The organism is Streptomyces sp. NPDC059534, from assembly GCF_042743475.1.
Classification (GTDB): domain Bacteria; phylum Actinomycetota; class Actinomycetes; order Streptomycetales; family Streptomycetaceae; genus Streptomyces.
This window is the reverse complement of sequence record NZ_JBHWAQ010000039.1, coordinates 26,354-47,154: the sequence shown is the minus strand read 5'-3', so window position 1 is coordinate 47,154 and position 20,801 is coordinate 26,354. Positions and strand designations below refer to the sequence as shown.

At 73.4% G+C, this 20,801-nt stretch carries 16 protein-coding genes and 1 pseudogene; 10 read left to right on the top strand and 7 right to left on the bottom strand.

The window, feature by feature from the left end:
* Nucleotides 1-401: 401 nt before the first annotated feature.
* Both ACFVZH_RS33055 and ACFVZH_RS33050 read left to right on the top strand, forming a co-directional pair.
* Complete coding sequence (locus ACFVZH_RS33055) at nucleotides 402-1,502, top strand: enoyl-CoA hydratase/isomerase family protein (protein ID WP_384903195.1); 1,101 nt, start codon at nucleotides 402-404, stop codon at nucleotides 1,500-1,502.
* On the top strand, nucleotides 1,499-2,422 hold the full coding sequence (locus tag ACFVZH_RS33050; protein WP_384903193.1) for a glutaminase: 924 nt from the start codon (nucleotides 1,499-1,501) through the stop codon (nucleotides 2,420-2,422). Before ACFVZH_RS33055 ends, ACFVZH_RS33050 begins: the two co-directional genes overlap by 4 nt.
* Before the next feature lie 37 nt (nucleotides 2,423-2,459).
* On the opposite strand, the gene ACFVZH_RS33045 is transcribed toward ACFVZH_RS33050, so the two are convergent.
* Complete coding sequence (locus ACFVZH_RS33045; protein WP_384903191.1) at nucleotides 2,460-3,068, bottom strand: TetR/AcrR family transcriptional regulator; 609 nt, start codon at nucleotides 3,066-3,068, stop codon at nucleotides 2,460-2,462.
* 92 nt (nucleotides 3,069-3,160) lie between these two features.
* Here ACFVZH_RS33045 and ACFVZH_RS33040 point away from each other — a divergent pair, with 92 nt between their 5' ends.
* Nucleotides 3,161-3,613: a DUF4345 domain-containing protein gene (locus ACFVZH_RS33040; RefSeq protein WP_384903189.1), complete on the top strand. Its 453-nt coding sequence runs from the start codon at nucleotides 3,161-3,163 to the stop codon at nucleotides 3,611-3,613.
* Between the two features lie 27 nt (nucleotides 3,614-3,640).
* Here the strand turns inward: ACFVZH_RS33040 and ACFVZH_RS33035 are convergent, their stop codons facing one another.
* Nucleotides 3,641-4,306 carry a lysophospholipid acyltransferase family protein gene (locus tag ACFVZH_RS33035; RefSeq protein ID WP_384903188.1) on the bottom strand — a complete coding sequence of 222 codons (666 nt, stop codon included), beginning with the start codon at nucleotides 4,304-4,306 and terminating at the stop codon, nucleotides 3,641-3,643.
* A 204-nt stretch (nucleotides 4,307-4,510) separates the two neighbouring features.
* Here ACFVZH_RS33035 and ACFVZH_RS33030 point away from each other — a divergent pair, with 204 nt between their 5' ends.
* Together ACFVZH_RS33030 and secD are read left to right on the top strand one after the other, a co-directional pair.
* Complete coding sequence (locus ACFVZH_RS33030; RefSeq protein WP_384903186.1) at nucleotides 4,511-4,948, top strand: hypothetical protein; 438 nt, start codon at nucleotides 4,511-4,513, stop codon at nucleotides 4,946-4,948.
* Nucleotides 4,949-5,088: 140 nt separating this feature from the next.
* Entirely contained in the window at nucleotides 5,089-7,368 is a 2,280-nt protein-coding gene (gene secD / locus ACFVZH_RS33025; protein WP_384903184.1) for a protein translocase subunit SecD, read from the top strand.
* Between the two features lie 55 nt (nucleotides 7,369-7,423).
* On the opposite strand, the gene ACFVZH_RS33020 is transcribed toward secD, so the two are convergent.
* The 4 genes and pseudogenes from ACFVZH_RS33020 to ACFVZH_RS33005 all read right to left on the bottom strand — a co-directional run.
* Nucleotides 7,424-7,822, bottom strand: a complete 399-nt coding sequence (locus tag ACFVZH_RS33020) for a DUF4440 domain-containing protein (protein ID WP_384903182.1) — start codon at nucleotides 7,820-7,822, stop codon at nucleotides 7,424-7,426.
* Between the two features lie 29 nt (nucleotides 7,823-7,851).
* Entirely contained in the window at nucleotides 7,852-9,054 is a 1,203-nt protein-coding gene (gene mgt / locus ACFVZH_RS33015; protein WP_384903181.1) for a macrolide-inactivating glycosyltransferase, read from the bottom strand.
* Nucleotides 9,055-9,177: 123 nt separating this feature from the next.
* The gene (locus ACFVZH_RS33010) at nucleotides 9,178-10,698 is read right to left on the bottom strand and encodes a glycosyl hydrolase family 18 protein (RefSeq protein WP_384903230.1); all 1,521 of its coding nucleotides are present in this window, start codon (nucleotides 10,696-10,698) and stop codon (nucleotides 9,178-9,180) included.
* 252 nt (nucleotides 10,699-10,950) lie between these two features.
* Nucleotides 10,951-11,922 (bottom strand): annotated as a pseudogene (locus ACFVZH_RS33005) (LacI family DNA-binding transcriptional regulator); the annotation flags it as partial.
* 267 nt (nucleotides 11,923-12,189) lie between these two features.
* Between ACFVZH_RS33005 and ACFVZH_RS33000 the strand changes: the two are divergent.
* The 5 genes from ACFVZH_RS33000 (at nucleotide 12,190) to ACFVZH_RS32980 (ending at nucleotide 19,962) form a co-directional block, all read left to right on the top strand.
* Nucleotides 12,190-14,181: a ricin-type beta-trefoil lectin domain protein gene (locus ACFVZH_RS33000; protein WP_384903179.1), complete on the top strand. Its 1,992-nt coding sequence runs from the start codon at nucleotides 12,190-12,192 to the stop codon at nucleotides 14,179-14,181.
* Nucleotides 14,182-14,238: 57 nt separating this feature from the next.
* Nucleotides 14,239-15,048 carry an NPP1 family protein gene (locus ACFVZH_RS32995; protein WP_384903177.1) on the top strand — a complete coding sequence of 270 codons (810 nt, stop codon included), beginning with the start codon at nucleotides 14,239-14,241 and terminating at the stop codon, nucleotides 15,046-15,048.
* A gap of 96 nt (nucleotides 15,049-15,144) precedes the next feature.
* Nucleotides 15,145-17,181 carry an NAD-binding lipoprotein gene (locus tag ACFVZH_RS32990; protein WP_384903175.1) on the top strand — a complete coding sequence of 679 codons (2,037 nt, stop codon included), beginning with the start codon at nucleotides 15,145-15,147 and terminating at the stop codon, nucleotides 17,179-17,181.
* 66 nt (nucleotides 17,182-17,247) lie between these two features.
* Nucleotides 17,248-17,679, top strand: a complete 432-nt coding sequence (locus tag ACFVZH_RS32985; protein ID WP_384903173.1) for a hypothetical protein — start codon at nucleotides 17,248-17,250, stop codon at nucleotides 17,677-17,679.
* Nucleotides 17,680-17,871: 192 nt separating this feature from the next.
* On the top strand, nucleotides 17,872-19,962 hold the full coding sequence (locus ACFVZH_RS32980) for a pectinesterase family protein (protein ID WP_384903171.1): 2,091 nt from the start codon (nucleotides 17,872-17,874) through the stop codon (nucleotides 19,960-19,962).
* Nucleotides 19,963-20,015: 53 nt separating this feature from the next.
* Here ACFVZH_RS32980 and ACFVZH_RS32975 read toward each other — a convergent pair whose 3' ends face one another.
* Nucleotides 20,016-20,783 (bottom strand): class I SAM-dependent methyltransferase, encoded by a 768-nt coding sequence (locus ACFVZH_RS32975; RefSeq protein WP_384903169.1) that lies wholly within the window; start codon nucleotides 20,781-20,783, stop codon nucleotides 20,016-20,018.
* Nucleotides 20,784-20,801 lie beyond the last annotated feature (18 nt).

Here is a 20,801-nt window from a genome sequence, read left to right as displayed (position 1 = left end):
CGGAGCGGCACCACCCGTCTCCCGGCCGCCCCGGGCGCTAGCGCGCCGGTCCCGCCGGTGGTTCCATGGAAACGACGGGAAGGGCTCGGTGTGAGGACACGGAGTAGCGGTCTTCTGCGAGCCGCGCACCGTGCAATCAGGATCCGCGAGAAGCGGATGAGTCCTTCCCGCCCCGAGCGCCCGGCCGCTCCTGAGGCCCGGCCGCTCCGAGGACCCGATCGCCCGAGGACCCTGGCGTCCTGAGGGCCCGACCGCCCCGAGCACCCGGCCGCTCCGGAAGCGGCCCGTCCGGCCCTCTCGCGGCACCCCGCACACGGTGTTCGATCACACGCGCCGCCCTCCGCCCCCGCCCGGTACGGTGACCGGGACAGCGAGCCGCGCCGCGAAAGGACCGAGTGAACGTGACGACCGGGACCCCCGACGTACTCCTCCGGACGGAGGGCCGCGCCGGATTCGTCACCCTCGACCGGCCCCGCGCCATCAACGCGCTCACCCACCCGATGGTCCTCGCCGCCGACCGGGCCCTCGCGGAGTGGGAGCACGACCCCGCCGTCACCACCGTCGTCATCGAGGGCGCGGGCGAGCGGGGCCTCTGCGCCGGCGGCGACATCCGCGCCATCCACGAGGACGCCCGCGCCGGCGGCTCCGCCTCGGAAGCCTTCTGGCGCGACGAGTACCGGCTCAACGCGCGGATCGCCCGCTACCCCAAGCCGTACGTCGCCCTCATGGACGGCATCGTCATGGGCGGCGGCGTCGGCGTCTCCGCGCACGGCTCCGTCCGCGTCGTCACCGAACGCTCCCGCGTCGCCATGCCCGAGACCGGCATCGGCTTCGTCCCCGACGTCGGCGGTACGTACCTCCTCGGGCGCGCCCCCGGCGAGCTCGGCACCCACCTCGCCCTCACCGGCGGCGTCGTCGGCGCGGCCGACGCCCTCCTCACCGGCCTCGCCGACCACTTCGTCCCCGCGGCCGAACTGCCCGCCCTGGTCCGCGACCTGACCCGCCTCCCCGCCGCGGAGGCCGTCGCCCGCCACGCCGCCACGCCCCCGCCCGGCGTCCTCGCCGAACAGCGGGAGTGGATCGACGCCTGCTACGGCGCCGCGGACGTCGAGACCGTCGTCGAGCGGCTCTTCGATACCGGTGTCCCCGCCGCCAAGGAAGCCGCCACCACCCTCCTCACGAAGTCCCCCACGGCCCTGAAGGCCACCTTGGCGGCCATCCGTCGCGCCCGCGCCCTCCCCACCCTGGAGGAGGTCCTGGAACTGGAGTTCCGCGCCTCCTGCGCCGCCCTCGCCACCGCCGACCTCGTCGAGGGCATCCGCGCCCAGGTGGTGGACAAGGACCGGAACCCCCGCTGGACCCCGCCCACCCTCGCCGAGGTCACCGACGAGGACGTCGCCCGCTACCTCGCCGTACCGCCCGGCGGCGACCTCGGCCTCGCCGGCACGCCTGCCGGCGCCCCCACCACGACCCAGGACCGGGACGCCCGGGGCGGAGCGTGACCGCGATCACCTCGTTCCAGCCCGTCCTCGACCGCATCGCCGAGGAGATCGCGGAGCTCGCCGACCGGGGCACCCCGGCCGACTACATCCCCGCCCTCGCCGCGGGCGACCCGCACCGCTTCGGCATGGCCGTGGCCGAACTCGACGGCACCGTCTACGGGGTGGGGGACTGGCAGCACCCCTTCTCCACGCAGTCCGTCACCAAGGTCTTCACCCTCGCTCTCGCCCTCGCGGGGGAGGGCGACGCCCTCTGGGCCCACGTCGGCAGGGAACCCTCGGGCGACCCGTTCAACTCCCTCGTCCAGCTGGAGTACGAGAACGGCATCCCGCGCAACCCGTTCATCAACGCGGGCGCCCTCGTCGTCACCGACCGCCTGCACCGGCTCACCGGCGACGCCTCCGGCAGCCTGCTCGCCTTCCTGCGCGCCGAGACCGGCAACCCCGGCCTCGCCTTCGACACCGACGTCGCCGCGTCGGAGGCCACCCACGGCGACCGCAACGCGGCCCTCGCCCACTTCATGGCCTCCTACGGCAACATCACGGGACCCGTCCCCGGCCTGCTGCGCGAGTACTTCCGCCAGTGCTCCCTCGAAGCCTCCTGCGCCGATCTCGCCCTCGCCACCGGCTTCCTCGCCCGGCACGGCCTCCGCGCCGACGGCACCCGGCTGCTCACCCGAAGCCAGGCCAAGCAGATCAACGCGGTCATGCTCACCTGCGGCACCTACGACGCCGCCGGCGACTTCGCCTACCGCGTCGGACTCCCCGGCAAGAGCGGCGTCGGCGGAGCCGTCGTCGCGGTCGTCCCCGGCCGCTGCACCCTCTGCGTCTGGAGCCCCGGCCTCGACGCCCGCGGCAACTCCGTCGCCGGTGTCACCGCCCTCGACCGCTTCACCACCATCACGGGCCTGTCCGTCTTCTGACCGCGCCGCCGAGGCGGGTGGCCGGGGGGCCGCCCGCTCAGCGGGGCCAGTCGGGGGCCGGGTCCTCGTCGAACAGCGGGCGGAGGGCGCCGACGACCGCGCCGACGCACACGTCGCGCAGCTCGGTGCGCGAGGCGGTCCCGTCGGTCAGCCAGTCCACGCAGAGCACCTGCACGAAGACCAGCCAGCTCTTCAGGACACCGGAGACGGTCGCCCGGGTCCGCGCGTCGGCGAGCGGCAGCACACCGAGCAGACGCTCGCGCAGCGCGTCGAGCTCGTCGGCGATGATCGTCTGGACGAGGAGGTCGCCGGCCAGCACACGGTTCGCCGCGAGGACGGTGTGACGGTTCTCCGCGAAGTACGCGATGTGCGCGTCCAGGCCCTCGACCAGCTGCTCGACGAGCGTGTCGGCGGGGTCGAGCCGGGTCTGGGCGAGCAGCTGCGCGGAGACCTCCTGGTAGAGGGCGGCGAAGAGATCACGCTTGGTGGCGAAGTGCTGGTAGAGCAGGGCGCGGGAGACCCCGGCCCGCTCGGCCACCTCCTCCATCAGCACCTCGTCGTACGGCCGCGCCGCGAAGAGGTGTGCCGCGACGTCCAGGAGCTGGGCGCGGCGTGCGGCGGGGCTGAGGCGTCGGCGGGTGGGCACCCCGACATGCTACTTGACATGTGTCCAGTAAGTGGCCGTACGCTGCTGCCCGCACGCTTACTGGACGCATGTCTACTAGAGGGGGTCCAGACATGACCAGAGCCAAGGCGCTCCGAGGACTCGTCCTGGCCATGGGATACGCCTGTACGGCGATCGGCCTGCTCCACGTCCTGCTCGGCAACGCCGCGATCCCGGGCGCGACGGACGCGGGCGCCACGATCGACAGCTTCGGGCGCTTCATCGGCGCCGTGTTCGCCGGATACGGACTCGCCTGGCTCTGGGCGGCGAGGCAGTCGCCGATCCCCGCCACCGCTGTGCGGTGGCTCACCGCGGTCTTCCTCGCGGGGGGCCTCGGGAGGCTTCTCTCCCTCGCGGTCGAAGGACGGCCCCACGGGTTCCAGCTGGTCCTCGCCGCCCTCGAACTCGCTCTCTCCCCGTTGCTGTTCCTTCTCGCGGACGCGGACGCGGTTGCGGTTGCGGTTGCGGACGCGGACTCGCCCGAGCGGGACCACCCGCCGGCACGCGACGGGAACGAGACCGCCTGACGCCGGGCCGCCCCGGCGCGCCGCCGGTCAGCGGTCCAGGGCCGCCGGCTCGCCCAGGGCGCCGGCGGCCGCCCGCCAGGCGTCGGTGACGGCGCCGTGGGCGAGTGCCGTCGCGGCGGCGACGTCGTCGGGGAGGCGGATCGGGGCACCGATGTGGACGTGGAGGCAGGGGCGGCGGACAGGGGAGGTGAGGACGCCGGCGATCTGCTTGACACGGCCGCCGGAGGTGATGCGGCGGGCGCCCGCCTGGCCGATCGGCACGACCTGGGCGCCGGTGGCCCGCGCGAGGCGGGCGAGGCCGGTGCGGAACATCTCCGGCGGGTTCTCCGACGAGTCCCGGCGGGGCGGGATGCGGCCCTCGGCGTACAGCATGACGTGCCGGCCCGAGGCGAGCGCGACCGCGGCGGCGTCGAGGGCGGCTGCGGCCCGGGCGGAGTTCCGGTGGACCGGCACATGGCCCTCGCGGGTCAGGGCCCGGCCGAGTACCGGCACGCGCCACAGCCCCGCCGTGGCGAGGACGACCGGCTCGACGGCCAGTCGCCTGCGGAGCGCGGCGAGGACGAGCGCCGGGTCGGCCGTCGACGTGTGGTTCACGACCAGGATGCTGCCGGGCGCGATGCGGGCGTCGGCGGCGGTGGTGACGGTCAGCCGCCCGAAGAACGGCACGACGCGGGCGGCGAGACGACTGAGCACGGACGACCCCTGACTCCGGGAAGGATGCGCTGACCGGTCCATCGTCACCGGCCCGCGGGGGTGCGGGGATGAGCACGCGTACTCATCCCGGTACCCAACAGCACTGCGTACGGGCCTCGGTGACAGGCGCGTTCCGCCCCCGGTCTACGCTGAGCCCCGACGGGGCGGCGGCACGAGGAACCAGCGGAGGGGAGGGCCGGGACGGTGAAGCGTTCTCCACGACGGTTCGTGACGCTCCTGCCCGCACTGCTCTGCGCGATCTGGTCCCTCATCCTCGTCCCCCCGGCCCCGGCCCCGGCCACCGTCGAGGCGGCGTCCGCCACGAGCGCCCCGGCCCGGGCCTTCCCGGCCTTCCCCGCCGCGAGTTCATCGGTCCCCGCGACCCCGGCCGCACCCGGCTCCCCTCACCTCACGCCGCCGGAGCCGCATCTCGCGGCCGGCGCCGTCGTGGGGCTCCCGGCCGCCGTGGAGAACCACGTGCGGTTCCCGGGAGCTCCCGTGGCCCCGGACGTCGCGCCCGTGGACGTCCCCGTACCCGTACGGGGAGTCCTGGTGGGCGACCCCCGCCGCGAGCGGGCGCCGCCCGGCGGTTCGCACCGTCCGCGGGATCCCCGCGGACCCCCTTCCCCCCGGCACGACTGACGTTCCTCCGCGTCGCCGTCCGGGTCATCGGCATGCCCCGGTACCGGTCGACGACGCGCATCCGACCGTACGTCCGGCACGGACGGCACGCCCCTGCCACAGGGGCCGGGCCGGCTCCGTGCGCTGCCTGTGGAGTACCCATGTCCGCTCGTCCCGCGCTCGGGCGCGCGCTCCTCGCGCTCGCCGTCGTCGCGCTCTCCCTCTGGATCGCCCTGACCACCCCGCCCCGCCTCGGACTCGACCTCCGCGGCGGGACCCGCATCGTCCTCCAGACCGAGGACGGACCCACCACCCGCGCCGATGCCGCGGCCACCGACCGCGCCCTCGAGGTGCTGCGCAAGCGCGTCGACGGCCTCGGGGTCGCGGAACCCTCGCTCGCCCGGGCCGGCGAGCGGCGGATCGTCGTCGAACTGCCCGGACTGCGCGACCCGCGCCAGGCGGCCGAGGTCATCGGCCGCACCGCGCAGCTCACCTTCCACGCCGTCACCGGGGAGGCCGGGGGGCCGGCCGGAGCCGCGGGCCCGGACGGGAAACGCGTCCTGGCCGACCCGGACGCACCGGGCCGCTTCCTCGCTCTGGCGCCGCCCGCGCTCACCGGAGACGGCGTCAGGAGCGCCGAGGCCGTCCTCGACACGACGAGCGGCCGCGGGTGGACGGTCGACCTGTCCTTCCGCGACCGGGCGGCGGACGGCTGGGCGCGGCTGACCGGCGAGGCGGCCTGCGCCGCACCGGCCGACCCGGCGCGCAGGGTGGCGATCGTGCTCGACGACCGGATCGTCTCCGCGCCCGGCATGCAGGCCGGGGTCCCGTGCGGGTCGGGAATCGGCGGCGGCTCCGCGCAGATCACCGGAGGGTTCTCGGCGCAGGAGGCACGCGACCTGGCGGCGCTCGTCGAGGGCGGCGCGCTGCCGGTTCCGGTGACGACGGTCGAGCAGAGCACCGTCGGCCCGACGCTCGGCGCCGAGGCGATCAGGGCCAGCGCGCTGGCCGCGGTGATCGGTCTGGCCTGCACCGGACTCTTCGTCATCGTGGTCTACCGCCTGCTCGGCGCGCTGGCCACCGTCGCCCTGCTGCTGTACGGGCTGATCTCGTACGCCGCCGTGGTCGCCGTGGGCGCCACCCTCACCCTGCCCGGCCTCGCCGGGTTCGTCCTGGCCGTCGGCATCGCCGTGGACGCCAACGTGCTGGTCTTCGAACGGGCCAGGGAGGAGTACGCGGCACCGGGCCGAGCCGCGGGGCGCGACCCGCGGCGGCCGGTCGCGGCGGCGTTCGGCAAGGTGTGGAGCGCGGTCGCGGACTCCCACGTCACCACCCTGCTCGCGGCCGGCCTGCTGTTCGCCTTCGCGACGGGCCCGGTCAAGGGCTTCGGCGTGACACTCGCCATCGGGGTCGTGACCTCGCTCCTCACCGCGATGGTGATCACCCGGCTCCTCGCCGACGCGGTCCTGAGCCTTCCGGCGGTGCGCAGGCGCCCGGCGCTCACGGGCATCGCCTCACTCGGCCGGCTGCGGACGCGCCTGCTCCGCCGGCCCCCGCGCGTGATGGCGCACCGGCGCCGCTGGCTCATCGGCTGCGCCGGGCTGCTCCTCGTGGCCCTGGCGGGGATCGGCGTCCGGGGAGTGGAGTTCGGCGTCGAGTTCACCGGCGGCCGTGTCGTCCAGTACGCGGCGGAACGCCCGGTGGACGCCGACACGGCGCGTACGGCGGTCACCGCCGCCGGTTTCCCCGACGCCGTCGTGCAGTCGACCGGCGACGGCGACGTCTCGGTCCGCGTCCGGGAGACCGGCGACGCCGAGCAGCGGGAGATCCGCGAGGCGCTCACCGGCGTCGCGGGCCCGGTGTCCGTCGAGCGCGACGACCTCGTCGGACCCAGCCTCGGCGGTGAGCTGCGCACCCATGCGCTGCTCGCCCTCGGCCTGGCCGTCGCGGCCCAACTCGTGTACCTGACCCTGCGGTTCCGCTGGACGTACGCGACGGCGGCGGTGGCCGCGATGACCCAGGACGTGCTGCTCGTGGCCGGTCTCTTCGCCTGGCTGGGCAAGCCGTTCGACAGTGTGTTCCTGGCCGCGCTGCTGACCGTCGTCGGCTACTCGGTCAACGACTCGGTGGTCGTCCTGGACCGGCTGAGGGAACTACGGCACCGCGGCGGGGGCGTTCCGACGGCGGAGCTCGCCGACCGGGCCGTGGCCCAGACCCTGCCCCGTACGGTCAACACCGGCATGGGCGCGCTGTTCGTGCTCGTGGCGCTCGCGGTCCTGGGCGGCGACTCGCTCACGGACTTCTCCGTGGCGCTGCTGGCGGGCGTCGTCCTCGGCATGGCGTCCACCGTCGTCACCGCGATGCCGCTGGCCGTCGTCCTGGAAGCGCGGCACCCGGCTCCCGCCCCGGTCCCCCGACGGCCGGCGGGCGCCGTGGTCTGACCTCGCCTCACGGCGGCCCGTCCCCGCGTCGCGGTGCGACGGGCCGCCGTCCGGGTCAGGGGTGGTCGTACCAGGACAGCGCCGCGATCCGCCAGCCGTCCGGCGTCCGCACGAACTGGAGGGTCTTGGTGCCCGTGCCCTCGTACGGCTTCCCGTCGAAGACGCCCGACTTGCGGTACGTGCCGAACCGCGACGCGAGATCACCCTCCACCCGCGTCTCCTCGGAGGTCTCCCACTCCGAGAACTCGACGAGCCGCCCGTCCGCGAGCAGCCGTTCCCGCGGCGTCACGAACTCCTCCACGGAGTACGCCGTGAACGTGGGCGCCGTACAGACGATCACCCCCTGCGGCAGGACGAGCCTGCGGATCCGTGCCACATCGGCGGTCCTGCCGCCGCGATTGTCGAACGCGCCGTAGAACTCGGCGGTCACCACGTCTATCTCGGTCTTGGACATGCCGCGACCCTACGCGCGGCCCGGCCCTCCTAGGAGGGCCGGCCGAGCTCGGCCTCGACGAGGTCGGCGGCGCGCGCCGTGCCGCCCTCGTGTGCCATCGACTCCTGGATCTCCCGTGCGCGGCGCGCCACTTCGGGGTCGTCGACCAGGGAGAGGACGGCCTCGCGCAGGCGGGCCGGGGTGACCTCCTCCATCGGCAGGTGGCGGGCGACGCCGAGGGATTCCAGCATCGCGGCGTTGCCGAACTGGTCGACGGCCTGGGGCACGGCGACCATGGGGGTGGCGGTGGCGAGTCCCTCCTGGCTGCCGCCGGCACCGGCGTGCGTGACGAAGGCGTCGGCCTCGCGGAGGATGGCCAGTTGGGGTACCCAGGGGTGCGCCTCGACGTGGGCGGGCAGCTCGCCCAGCTCCGCGGGGTCGACGAACTTGCCGATCTGGAGGACGACATGCCAGCCGGGGAGGTCGCCGAACGCCTCGGCGCAGTCCCGGTAGAAGCCGGGCTGCTTGGTGAAGGAGGACCCCAGTGAGACGAGGAGCACCTTCTCCGCGCCCGCCGGGCGCCGCCACTCGCCCTGGTCGGCACGCGCGCCCTGGCAGGCGCCGACGAAGGTGTAGACGGACTCGTCGACGCGGTCGGCGTGGGGCTGGAGCGCCTTCGGGATGAGGACGACGGCGCGGCGGGGGCGGGCGACGAACCGGTCGGGGTGCGTGTCGACGCCGTGGCCGGCGAGCCACGCCTCGAACCGCGCGTAGTACTCCTTGCCGCGCGGCGACGCCTTGAGCTCGGCGAACATCGGCTCGGCGACCTCCTCCTCGTACCCCTCCCAGGGCACCAGGTTCGGCCAGAGCGACAGCGCGGGAACGCCCCAGCCGTGGGCGAGGACCGGTGCCGGGTAGGCCGTGATGTCGTGGAGCACCAGATCGGGGCGGTCGCCGTCGAAGGCCGCGGCCAGCTGCGGGAGTGCCTGCACGGCGTCGGCCAGGAAGGGTTCGAGGTTGTCGATCAGCTCCGTGCCCCAGGCGTCCGGGTCGTCGTCGGTCGGCAGTGTCGAGGTGTAGACGACAGGCGTGGCCCCGGTGGCGGCGACCTTCTCCGCGAAGGAGGCGGGAATGGCGTAGCTGACCCGGTGGCCGCGTGCGACGAGCTCGCGGATCACCTCCAGGCTCGGGTTCACGTGTCCGTGGGCGGCGATGGAGAACATGGCGATGTGCGCGGGGGAGGCGGTGGTCATGACGCCACCTTAAGCGAGACGATACGTATCGTCTACTTCTTTGTCCGTCGGGATGCCGCCCGTACGCCGCAGGGCGTGCCCGACGGGACTCGTCGGACACGCCCTGGGCAGGGAGGGGAGGGATCAGCAGGCGCCGAGGTCCTGCCAGACCCCCCACTGGCCGGTGGTGCCGGGCTCCTCGCCCGTCGTCCACCACTTGGCCTTCCAGGTGTGGCCCTTGTGCGAGACCTGCTGACCGCCCGTGTAGACCGCGGTGGTGACCCAGGGGGTCGCGGTGCACTGGCTGACGCCGCCGGTCACGGTCAGGGTGAGGACGGCCGCGTGGGCGGCCGACGGGCCCGTGCCGTTGACCACGATCTGGTACGTGCCCGAGACCGCGGCCGCCGTGGTGCCGACGGTGAGCGTCGAGGAGCCGCCGGCCGTGACCGAGGCGGGGCTGAGGGAGGCGGTGACGCCCGCGGGCACGCCGCTGACCGTGAGGCCGACCGTCTGCGCCGCGCCGGCCGTCACCGCGGTCTTCACCGTGGCGGAGGCGGAGGAGCCCGCGGCGACCGTGACGGCGGCCGGGGTGGTCGTCACCGAGAAGTCGTCGGCCGGGGTGGTGGTGCCGCTGGTGAACGGGGCGAAGACGTGGGAGAAGTCCCAGGTGTTCTGCTGGATGCCGGAGCAGTTGTCGGCGGCGGCACCGCCGGGGCAGCCTCCGTTGTCCCGCTGGAGCGCCCAGAACGAGAGCGTGTTGATGCCCTTGGACACCGCCCAGTCGTACACCGTGCGGGCGTTGGCGAGGGTGAACGTCTCCGCCGGGCCGAAGTCGTCGACGCCGATCATCTCGGTGATGCCGATCATGCCCCAGAGCTGGGCAGGCGTCTTGGTCGGGTAGAGCTTGGCGAGCTGGTCGTACAGGCCCTGGGCCGCGGTCTTGGTGTCGGCGGCCATGTCGTGGGCCGCGTTGTCGTAGTAGTCGAAGGTCATCATGTTGACGACGTCGACCTTCGCGCCGTTGGCCACGGCGTTCTTCAGCACGGCGAGACCGCCGGCGGCGAGGCCGCGGGTGGTCGTCGGCAGGGTGTACGAGACCTGGATCTGGCGCCCGTTGGCCGCGGCCCAGTCCTGGAGGACCTTGATGGCCTTGTTCCGCCGGTCGATGCCGGCGGTGTTGTCCAGCGAGTCGACCTCGATGTCCATGTCGAGCCGCGTGACGTCGTAGGTCGTGATGACCTTCTCGTAGACGGCGGCGATCTGGTTGACGTCGGTGCAGCTGTCGGCGATCTCGGTGCCGGTGGTGTCGGCCGTGTACCCGCCGAAGGAGGGGATGACGTCGCCGCCGCGGGACTGGATCGTCTTGATGTCGGCGCCGAACGAGGCCGCCGCCACCGGCGTCGAGGTGTCACCGTTCCAGTACGCGGTGCACGAGCCCTTCGTCGCCGTCTGGAGGAAGGCCATCGTGAGGTGCTTGGCCCCGGACTGGGCGCTGAGAGCGGCCGGGCTCTCCCCGGTCCATGCCTCGAAGTACGGGGCGAAGACGTGCTCGGGAAGCGGGGTGGCGGCCTGGGCGGGCGAGGTGGCGAGCGTGGACAGGCCCAGGGCGGCCACGGCGGTCACGGCCGCGGTGAGGGCCGAGCGGAGCGAACGTACGCGTCTCATGGGAATCCAATGACGGTGGGGGAGTGCGTCAACAGGGCTGCCGCACACGGTGGTCGACACAGGAAGCTGCCCTGTCGTCAGGGGCACGTCAATGGCCTGGACCAAAGTTGGACTAGACCAATTCCCGGATTCGTTGCGTGGTGCATCGAGCGAGCCCGGGCGCGTGCTGGCGCGATGCGCCCGGGCGCCCGGATTGGTCCAGTGAGCCACGTCCGCGGAGAAGTACGGCGCGCGTGACCGCCGTCGGGCGCCGGGCGCGGAGCCGCGGACGACCAGTTCCGTGGGGAGGACGAGCGGCTCGTCGGGGATCGGCTCGCCCCCGAGTCCGGCGAGCAGCAGCCGGGCGGCGGCGCGGCCCATCTCCCGCATGGGCTGGCGGACGGTGGTGAGCGGCGGCTCGGTGTGCCGGGCCATGGGGAGGTCGTCGAAGCCGACGACGGCGACGTCGTCGGGCACCCGTCGGCCCGCCGCCCGCAGCGAGCGCAGGGCTCCCGCCGCGATCAGGTCGTTGTGCGCGAAGACGCAGTCGAAGTCACGCCCCGAGGCGAGCGTCCGCTCGACCGCCGCACGGCCGGTCGCCTCGGTGAACTCCCCCTCGGCGACGAGCCCGCCGGGCAGCACGTCGCGGAACCCCGCCAGCCGCTCCCGTACGCAGCCGAAGTCGCGGCGACCGGTGACGACGAGCGGGCGGGAGCGGCCCGAGGCCAGCAGATGGGCGGCCGCCGCCGCACCGCCCTCGCGGTTCGTGGTCGCGACGGACGGGAACGCCGGGCGGTGGCCGCGGTCGTCGATCAGGACGACGGGCAGGCCGCGGCGGTGCAGGGCCGTGAGGGTGTCCAGGGTGTTCTCCGGCTCCACCACGAGCAGCCCGTCGAAGGTGCGGGCGGACACCTGGTCGGTGAAGTGGCGCACCGAGTCGGCGCCCCGATGGCAGGTGTGGAGCAGCAGCCCGTAACCGGCGGCCTCGACCGTGTCGGCGACACCCTGGAGGACCTCGCCCATCCACGGCCAGGTGAGCGAGGGCGTCAGCATGCCCACGGTGCGGCTGGCGCCGCGCGCCAGGCCGACCGCGCCGGAGCTCCGTACGTAGCCCAGCGCGTCGATCACTTCGCGAACGCGGGCAGCGGTCGCCGCGTCCACCTCGGCACCGGAGTTCAGGACCCGCGACACGGTCGTCTTGCTGACCCCCGCCCGACGTGCGACGTCGACGATCGTGACACGCATCGGAGCCTCCGTCCGCCGGGCGGCGACATCGCTGTCGGAACCGGTTCCGGCGCCGCCCCGCGAGTCAACAGTCGTACGGCCCATCCATCAAGACTTCACGACATCATCAGCGTCAGGCCAAGTATCCGGCCATGAAAGCGAGTTGTGCGTTCAAGATCTGAATGCGCGGAGTCTTGACGGACCCACCGCCGCGGCAGTTCACTCACGCCTCGGAACACGACTCGGTCCGCGGACCCCCCACCCACCCCCGCCGAGAAGGGCACCCCCATGCTCCGTTCGACGCACAGGACACGGCACAGGACCTCGCACCCGGCCCCGCAGGCGACCTCGCGCACGGCCCCGCAAGCCGCACCGCACGCCGCACCGCGCACGACGTCCCGACCCGCACCCGTCGCCGGCCGGCTGACGCGCGCGCTGCTCGCCGGCGCGCTCGCCACGGCAGGTCTCACGGGTCTCACCGGCCTCGGTGCCGCCCCCGCGCAGGCCGCCGGAGAGCAGGTGAACCTCTGGCTCACCACCACCGACGACGCCGGTGGCCGCCATGTCACGCGCGGCCTCCAGCAGCAGACCCCGCTGGCCTTCCAGGCCGGGAACGGCGGCGCCGGCGCGAACATCACCGTCGACGAGAACACCCGCTACCAGACCTTCACCGGCGGCGGCGCCTCGTTCACCGACACCGCCGCCTGGCTCATGAAGGGCTCGGGCGCCCTCACCCAGGCGACCCGGGACGCGACCATGCGGAAACTCTTCTCCCCGACCGAGGGCATCGGCCTCTCCTTCGTGCGGAACCCGATGGGCGGCTCGGACCTCGCCCGGTTCGGCTACACCTACGACGACGTCCCCGCCGGGCAGACCGATCCGGCGCTTGCGAAGTTCTCCCTCGCCCACGACCTCCAGGACGTACTGCCGCTGACCCGGCAGGCCCGGCAGCTGAACCCCCAGCTCACCCTGGTCGCCTCGCCCTGGACGGCACCGGCCTGGATGAAGGACGGCGGCGGGCTCAACGGCGGCCGGCTCAAGGCCGAGAACTACGGCACCTACGCCGACTACTTCGTGAAGTACCTCCAGGGCTGGCGCGACCAGGGCGTCCCCGTCGACTACGTCACCGCGCAGAACGAGCCGACCTGCTGTTCCGGCTACCCGTCGATGAGCTGGAACGGCTCGGGGCTCGCGTACTTCACCAAGAGCGAACTCCTGCCGAAGCTCCAGGCCGCCGGCCTGCCCACCAAGGTCCTCGCCCACGACTGGAACTGGGACACCTACGACGCGTACGCCGCGCAGACCGTGGACGACGCAGCGGTGCGCAGTCACCCCAACTTCGGCGGGGTCGCCTGGCACGGCTACGGCGGCGACATCGCCAAGCAGACCGAGATCCACCAGCGCCACCCGCAGCTCGACGCCTTCCAGACCGAGCACTCCGGCGGGACCTGGATCGCGAACCAGCAGCGCGAGGACATGACGAACATCATCGACTACACCCGTAACTGGGCGAAGTCGGTCACCAAGTGGTCCCTCGCGGTCGACCAGAACCGCGGCCCGCACAACGGCGGCTGCGGTACCTGCGACGGCCTGATCACGGTCCACAACGGCGACGCCCGCCACGGCCAGGTCGACTACACCGTCGAGTACTACACCATGGGCCACCTCACGAAGTTCGTGAAGCCGGGCGCCCAGCGGATCGCCTCCACCACCGGGGCCGTACCGAACGTGGCCTGGCGCAACCCCGATGGATCCAAGGCGCTCATCGCCTACAACGACACCGCGAGCGCGCAGGCGATGACCGTCGACTGGGGCGGGCAGCGCTTCACCTACTCGCTTCCCGGCAAGACCTCCGCCACCTTCACCTGGGCGGGTGCCCCCGCGGAGGGCCAGGACCGGACCGGCGTCCTGAGGGGCCTCGACGGCAAGTGCCTCGACGTGGCCGGGGGTTCGAGCGCGGACGGCACGCCGGTCCAGCTCTGGGACTGCAACGGAAGCGCCGCGCAGACCTGGACGCTGCGCGCCGACGGTTCCGTCCAGGCGCTCGGGAAGTGTCTGGACGTCAGCGGCGGCGCGACGGCCGACGGCGCCAAGGTCCAGCTGTACACCTGCAACGGTTCCGGCGCGCAGCGCTGGCGCCACGAGCAGACCTCGGCCGACCTGGTCGACATCGCGGCGGACAAGTGCCTCGACGCCACCGGCAACACGTCGGCCAACGGGACCCGGGCGCAGATCTGGACCTGCACGGGCGCGGCCAACCAGAAGTGGCGCCTCGGCTGAGGACCGCAGACGCGGGTGCGCGGGGAAAGCCCGCGTATCTGAGGTGGGCATGCCAATATGGGCGAGCCCGCGCCATGCCGCCCGACCCAAGGGGACATAGTGAAGACACCGGCGTACCTCACCCGAGGAGCCCTCGCCCTCACCGGCGCCCTCGCCCTGATCATCGCCCTCCCGGCCAGCGCCCTCGCCGCACCGCCCACCGCCCTGCCCGCCAACGCCGACGGTCTGGAACAGACCTTCCAGCCCGCCTTCGACTACGACACGGACGGCTGCTACCCCACCCCCGCGATCGGACCCGACGGCACGCTCAACGGCGGCCTCAACCCGTCGGGCGCCCTCAACGGACAGTGCCGCGACGCATCGGACCTCACCAACACCAACGGCTACGCCCGCTCCAAGTGCAACAACGGCTGGTGCGCCGTCATCTACGGCCAGTACTTCGAGAAGGACCAGGCCGTGGCCGGCAGCGGCCTCGGCGGACACCGCCACGACTGGGAGCACGTCGTGGTGTGGGTGCAGAACAACCAGGCCCAGTACGTCTCCACCTCGGCCCACGGCAACTTCGTGATCAACGGCCGGGACCGCATCCGCTGGGACGGCACCCACCCCAAGGTCGTCTACCACAAGGACGGCATCGGCACCCACTGCTTCCGCCCCGCGAACACCAACGACGAACCGCCCGAGAACCACCAGCACACCTGGCAGTACCCGAGCCTGGTCGGCTGGAACGGCTACCCCGCCGGACTGCGCGAGAAGCTCAGCCAGGCCGACTTCGGCAGCGCCGTCTTCGGCCTCAAGGACGCCAACTTCGCCGCCCACCTCGCCAAGGCGAAGCCGTCCGGGATCCCCTTCGACCCGTACGCCTGAACGAAAGCCCGCCCCGCGCACCGGCCGGTGATCACGAAGGGATGAATATGCCGCGATGGCGCCCCGCCGCCCACAGCGGGGCGCCACGCTGCTGACGTGCGCAAAGAAGGCAACAAGGTGGTTCCCGCACAGCGGAACACCGCACATCGACCCGGTACGGGCAGGGCCGTCACACCACCCGCACCCCTCGGACGGCCCCCTTACCGGGCCGACCCCGCCGAGGCACGGCTCCGCTACCGGACCGACTCCGCCGAGGCACGCCTCCGCTACTGGTTCGACACCGTCCTGACCCGAGGGACCCCCGCACTCGTCGGCTGGCTCGCCCTCGCCTGCCTGCTGCTCGTCGTCCCCGTCAGCGCCCTGCTGGTGTGGACCGACGACCGCGCCCCCGCCTCGCTCGGCTCCCGCGTCGCGGCGGTCTGGCGGAACACCGGACAGACCCTGCGTCTGGGCGGCGAGGTCGGCCCGCCGCTGCGCGTCGCCCTCTCCGTACTCCTCGCCCTCATCGCGCTCCTGTACGTCTCCACCCTGGTCAGCCTCATCACCACCGGCATCACCGACAAGCTCATCGCCCTCAACCGGGGCCACTCCACCGTCCTGGAGCGCGGCCACACCGTCGTCCTCGGCTGGTCCGAGCAGATCCCCACCGTCGTCTCCGAACTCCTCACCGCCCAGGTCTCCGTCGCCCGCCGGGGCCGCGGCATCGTCACGGTCCTCGCCGACCGGGTCAAGACCGCGATGGAGGAAGAGCTCCGCGCGGCCGTCGGCGCGACGGGCCGCCCCCGGGTCATCTGCCGCACCGGCCGCCCCGCCGATCCCACCGCGCTCGCCCGCGTGAGCCCGACGACCGCGCAAGCCGTGCTCGTCCTGCCCCGGGACACACCCCACGACGACGCCGAGACCGTGAAGACCCTGCTCTCCCTGACGGCCGCCGCCGGGGAGGACCACCCGGTGCGGGTCATCGCCGCCGTACGGGGCGACCGCCACCTCACCGCCGCCCGCCTCGCCGGCGGACCCCGGGCCACGGTCCTGCACACGGACGACATCTCCGCCCGGCTCCTCGCCCAGTACGCGCGGGGGCCCGGGCTCTCCCTCGTCCACCAGGAGCTCCTGGACTTCGCCGGCCACGAGTTCCACACCCTGCCCGCACCGGGCCCGGCGGGCCTGACCTTCAGGAAGGCATCCGCCCGCTGCCCGGAATCGTGCGCCGTCGGCCTGGTCCACGGCGACGGGACCGTCCTGCTCAACCCGCCCGCCGACACCCCCCTCGAACCCGGCGACCGTCTGATCGTGGTCGCCGAGGACACGGACACGACCCACCTCACCGACCTTCCGCCGCCCTACGACCCGACGGCCCTCGCCCAGCCGCCGCGCCCGGCCGCGGCCTCTCCCGAGCGGTACCTCCTCCTGGGGTGGAACCGCCGGGCGCCCCGGCTCGCCGACCAGCTGGCGCGACGCACGCCGCCCGGCTCCACCCTCGACGTCGTCGCCGAACCCGCGGCGGCGACGCTCGCCGCCCTCCGCGCCGTCACCGCGTCCGTGGGACACCGTCTGACGCTCCTGCACCACCCCGGCGATCCCACTCTGCCGGAGACCACGGACGCACGGGACCTCACCGGCTACGACGCCGTCGTCGTGCTCGGCCCCGACCGCCGCCGAGGCCAGGACCCGGACGACCGCACCCTCGTCACCCTCCTCCACCTGCGCGAACGCCAGCGTCGCAGCGGGCACCCCGTCCCCGTCGTCGCCGAACTGACCGACGACCGCAACAGCCTCATCGCACCGCGCGCCGCCGCGGCCGACTTCGTCGTCAGCGGCAGGACCATCGGACTCCTGATGACCCAGATCTCCCAGAACCCCCACCTGGCAGCCGTGTTCGAGGAGCTCTTCGCCGCGGACGGCAACTCCGTCCACCTCCACCCCGCCGCCCACTACGTCGCCACCGGACGCCCGACCTCCTTCGCCGCCGTCGTCGAATCCGCCGCCCGCCAGGGCGCCTGCGCCATCGGCTACCGCTCCCACGAGCACTCCACCACCGCCCCCCACCACGGAGTACGCCTCAACCCGCCCAAGGCCCAGGTCCGGCACTGGCACCCCGCCGACCAGGTCGTGGTCATCGCGGCGGGCGACTGAACGGGCCACGGACCGGACGGGAAACCCCGTACCTCCTCGGACGGCGGCCCCGCTAACCTTCGGTCCGTGCACCACCTCCACCGACGCGACCGGCAACCGGCCCGCCGCGCGGCACGACCCCCGCGGCGGGCCGCGACCGTGACGATCACGGGGGCCGACATCGTGCTCGTCGGCTACTTCTCCGCCGGACAGCGGGACTTCCAGGCCCTCATGGACGAGGCGGCCACGGAACTCGCCGCCCGCGGCGCCCGCGTCGTCGGACAGGTCGTCCAGCGGCGCGGCGTCTCCCGCGGCGGAGCGCGGAAGATGTCCCAGCCGCTCTCCCGGCGGACCGTGCTGAGCCACGGCAAGATCCACGAGGCGGCCGCCGCCTGCGCGCACGCCGACGCCGACGCGGCGGTCTTCCTGTGGCCCCTGACGGAACGCCAGCGGCAGGCACTCACCACGCTGCTCGGCCGTCCCGCGATCGGTCTCGCCGAGGCCCTCATCGCGAACTGACCGCGAACCGAACGCGAAACCGACTGGGAACTGGCCGCGAACCGACCGCGAACCGACCGCGAAACCGACTGCGGACCGAACGCGAAACCGACGCGCGTGGCGCGGCAACCTTTCCCGCCGTGGTGGCGACTCACCCTCGCCCGGCCTCTCCCGAGGCCAGGGCCACCCCCCACGGACGGAAGGACCCACGACGTGAGTGAGACCCGCAGCAGGGCGAGGCACCGCCGGCGCGGAAGGGCATGGGCGATCGGCGTCCCGGCGGTCCTCGCCGCGGCCGGACTCCTGGCGTACGGCACGGCCTTCGGCGCGTTCGGCGAGGACGCGCGCCCCCGGGCCACGGCCGCGCAGGCGCCCGCCTGGGCGCGGGCCGTCGCCGACGGATTCGCCTCGGTCGACGCGCTCGGTCAGCACGGCACGTACGGCGGTCGGGACGGGGCGACGGTCACGGTACGGACCCTCTCCGACCTGGAGAAGTACGCGACCGCCCCGGAGCCGTACGTCATCGTCGTCGCCGGGACGATCGCGATGAACCCCGTCGGCAAGGAGATCAGGGTCGCCTCCGACAAGACGATCGTGGGCTCGGGCACCGCCGGCCACATCGTCGGCGGCGGTTTCTTCCTCGGCCCCGGCGTCCACAACGTGATCATCCGGAACCTGACGATCCGAGACGCCTACCAGGGCATCTGGAACGACAAGGACCACGACTTCGACGCCGTGCAGATGGACGGCGCCCACCACGTGTGGATCGACCACAACGACCTGCGGCACATGGCCGACGGCCTCATCGACAGCCGCAAGGACACCACGTACGTCACGGTGTCCTGGAACCGGCTGAGCAACAACAACAAGACCTTCGGCATCGGGTGGACGGAGAACGTCACGGCCGACCTCACCGTCCACCACAACTGGTTCCGCGAGACCGAGCAGCGCAACCCGTCCACCGACAACGTCGCCCACGCGCACCTCTACAACAACTTCCTCCAGGACGACACCGGCACGGCCATCACCTCGTCCTACGGCAACTACGCCCGCGGGAAGACCCGCATGGTCCTGGAGAACAGCTACTTCCAGGGTGTGAACAACCCGGTGATCAAGGACGCCGGCGCCGCCCTCGTCCAGCGCGGCAACCTCTTCTCCGGCACCACCGGCCGCAACGAGAGCGGCGGCACGGCCTTCGACCCGAAGTCCTCCTACCCGTACACGCTCGACCCGACGGCCGACGTGCCCGCACTGCTCAAGTCCGGCGCCGGACCCCGTACGACCATCGGCACGACTCCGACTCCGACCCCGACGCCGGCACGGACCTCGGCCACGCCCGTCGCGGCGACGACCCTCACCGTCGCCAAGGACGGCAGCGGCCGGTACACCAGCGTGCAGAAGGCCGTCGACGCCGTCCCGGCCGGCAACACCTCCCGCGTCGTGATCCGCGTCGCCCCCGGCGTCTACCGCGAGACCGTCAAGATCCCCGCGAACAAGCCCCACGTCACCATCGAGGGCACGGGCGGCAGCCGCAAGGACACCCTCATCGTCGAGGGCCACGCCTCCGGTACCCCCAAGCCGGACGGCTCCGGGACGTACGGCACGGGCGGCAGCGCCACCGTCGCCGTCGAGGCCGACGACTTCCAGGCCCGCAACCTCAGCATCTCCAACGACTTCGACGAAGCGGCCCACCGGACACTGGACGGCCACCAGGCGGTGGCCCTGCGCACCGCCGCCGACCGGATCGTCCTCGACAGCCTCGTCATCAGCGGCGACCAGGACACCCTCCTCCTCGACACCGCCGCCCGCGACAGGACCGGCCGCGTCCACGTCACCAACTCCTACGTCATCGGCAACGTCGACTTCGTCTTCGGCCGGGCCACGGCCGTCATCGACCGGTCGGTCCTCACCCTCAAGAAGCGCTGGGACGGCACCTCGGCCGGCTACCTCACCGCGCCGAGCACCCCTGCCGGCCGCAACGGCTTCCTCATCACCCGCTCCACCGTCAACGGAGACGTGGCCGCCGGCACCTTCCACCTCGGCCGCCCCTGGCACGCCGGCGGCGACGCGACCCTCGACCCCCAGACCACCGTCCGCGACAGCGTGCTCGGCGCCGGCGTCAGGACCACACCCTGGACGGACATGGGCGGCTTCTCCTGGAAGGCCGACCGCTTCGCCGAGTACCACAACACCGGACCCGGAGCAGGCCCGGCCGGCCCCGACCGCCCCCACCTCACGGACACCGAGGCAGCCGCCCAGTCCGCCGCGAACTGGCTCGGCGGCTGGACTCCGACCGCCGGCTGACGGCCGGGCGGGGGCACGCCGGCTGACGGCCGGGCGGAGGCACGCCCGGTGCCTCAGGTGTCGCCGTCCGGCCTGCGTGCCTCGATCAGCGTCCGCGCGGAGTGGGCCACGAACGGCCCCTCCGCGCGGATCCGCGCGTCGAGCGCGCGCAACCGGGGCAGATGGGCCTCCACCGTGAACCCCGGCACGATCCAGATCACCTTGCGCAGGAACCAGACGACCGCGCCGATGTCGTGGAACTCCATCCGCAGCCGCTCGGACCGGAGATCGACGATCTCGAGACCGGCGGCGCGCGCCGCCGCGCTCTCGTCGTCGGGGTGCCGGTGCCGGGCCGCCTCCGGCTGCGGCCCCAGGAAGTACTCGACCAGTTCCCAGACACTGGCGGGGCCGACGTGCTGGGCGAGGTACGTGCCACCCGGCCGCAGGACGCGGACGATCTCCGCCCACCACACCGTCGCCGGGTGGCGGCTGGTGACGAGATCGAACGCGGCGTCGGCGAACGGCAGCGGAGGCTCGTCGGGATCCGCCACGACGACGGCGCCCCGCGGATGCAGGAGCGCGGTGGCCCGCGCGATGTTGGGGGGCCACGACTCGGTCGCCACCATCGTCCGCGGCAGCGTCGGCACACCGGCGAGGACCTCCCCGCCGCCCGTCTGCACGTCGAGCCCGGCCGAGGCGTGCGCGAGCCGGGCACCGAGCAACCGGTGATAGCCCCACGAGGGCCGCTGCTCCGTCGCCCGCCCGTCGAGCCACGAGAAGTCCCAGCCGTCGACGGACGCCTCGGACGCCTCCGCCACGAGATCTTCGAAAGTGCGCGTCATCCCCTCATCATCCGTGCC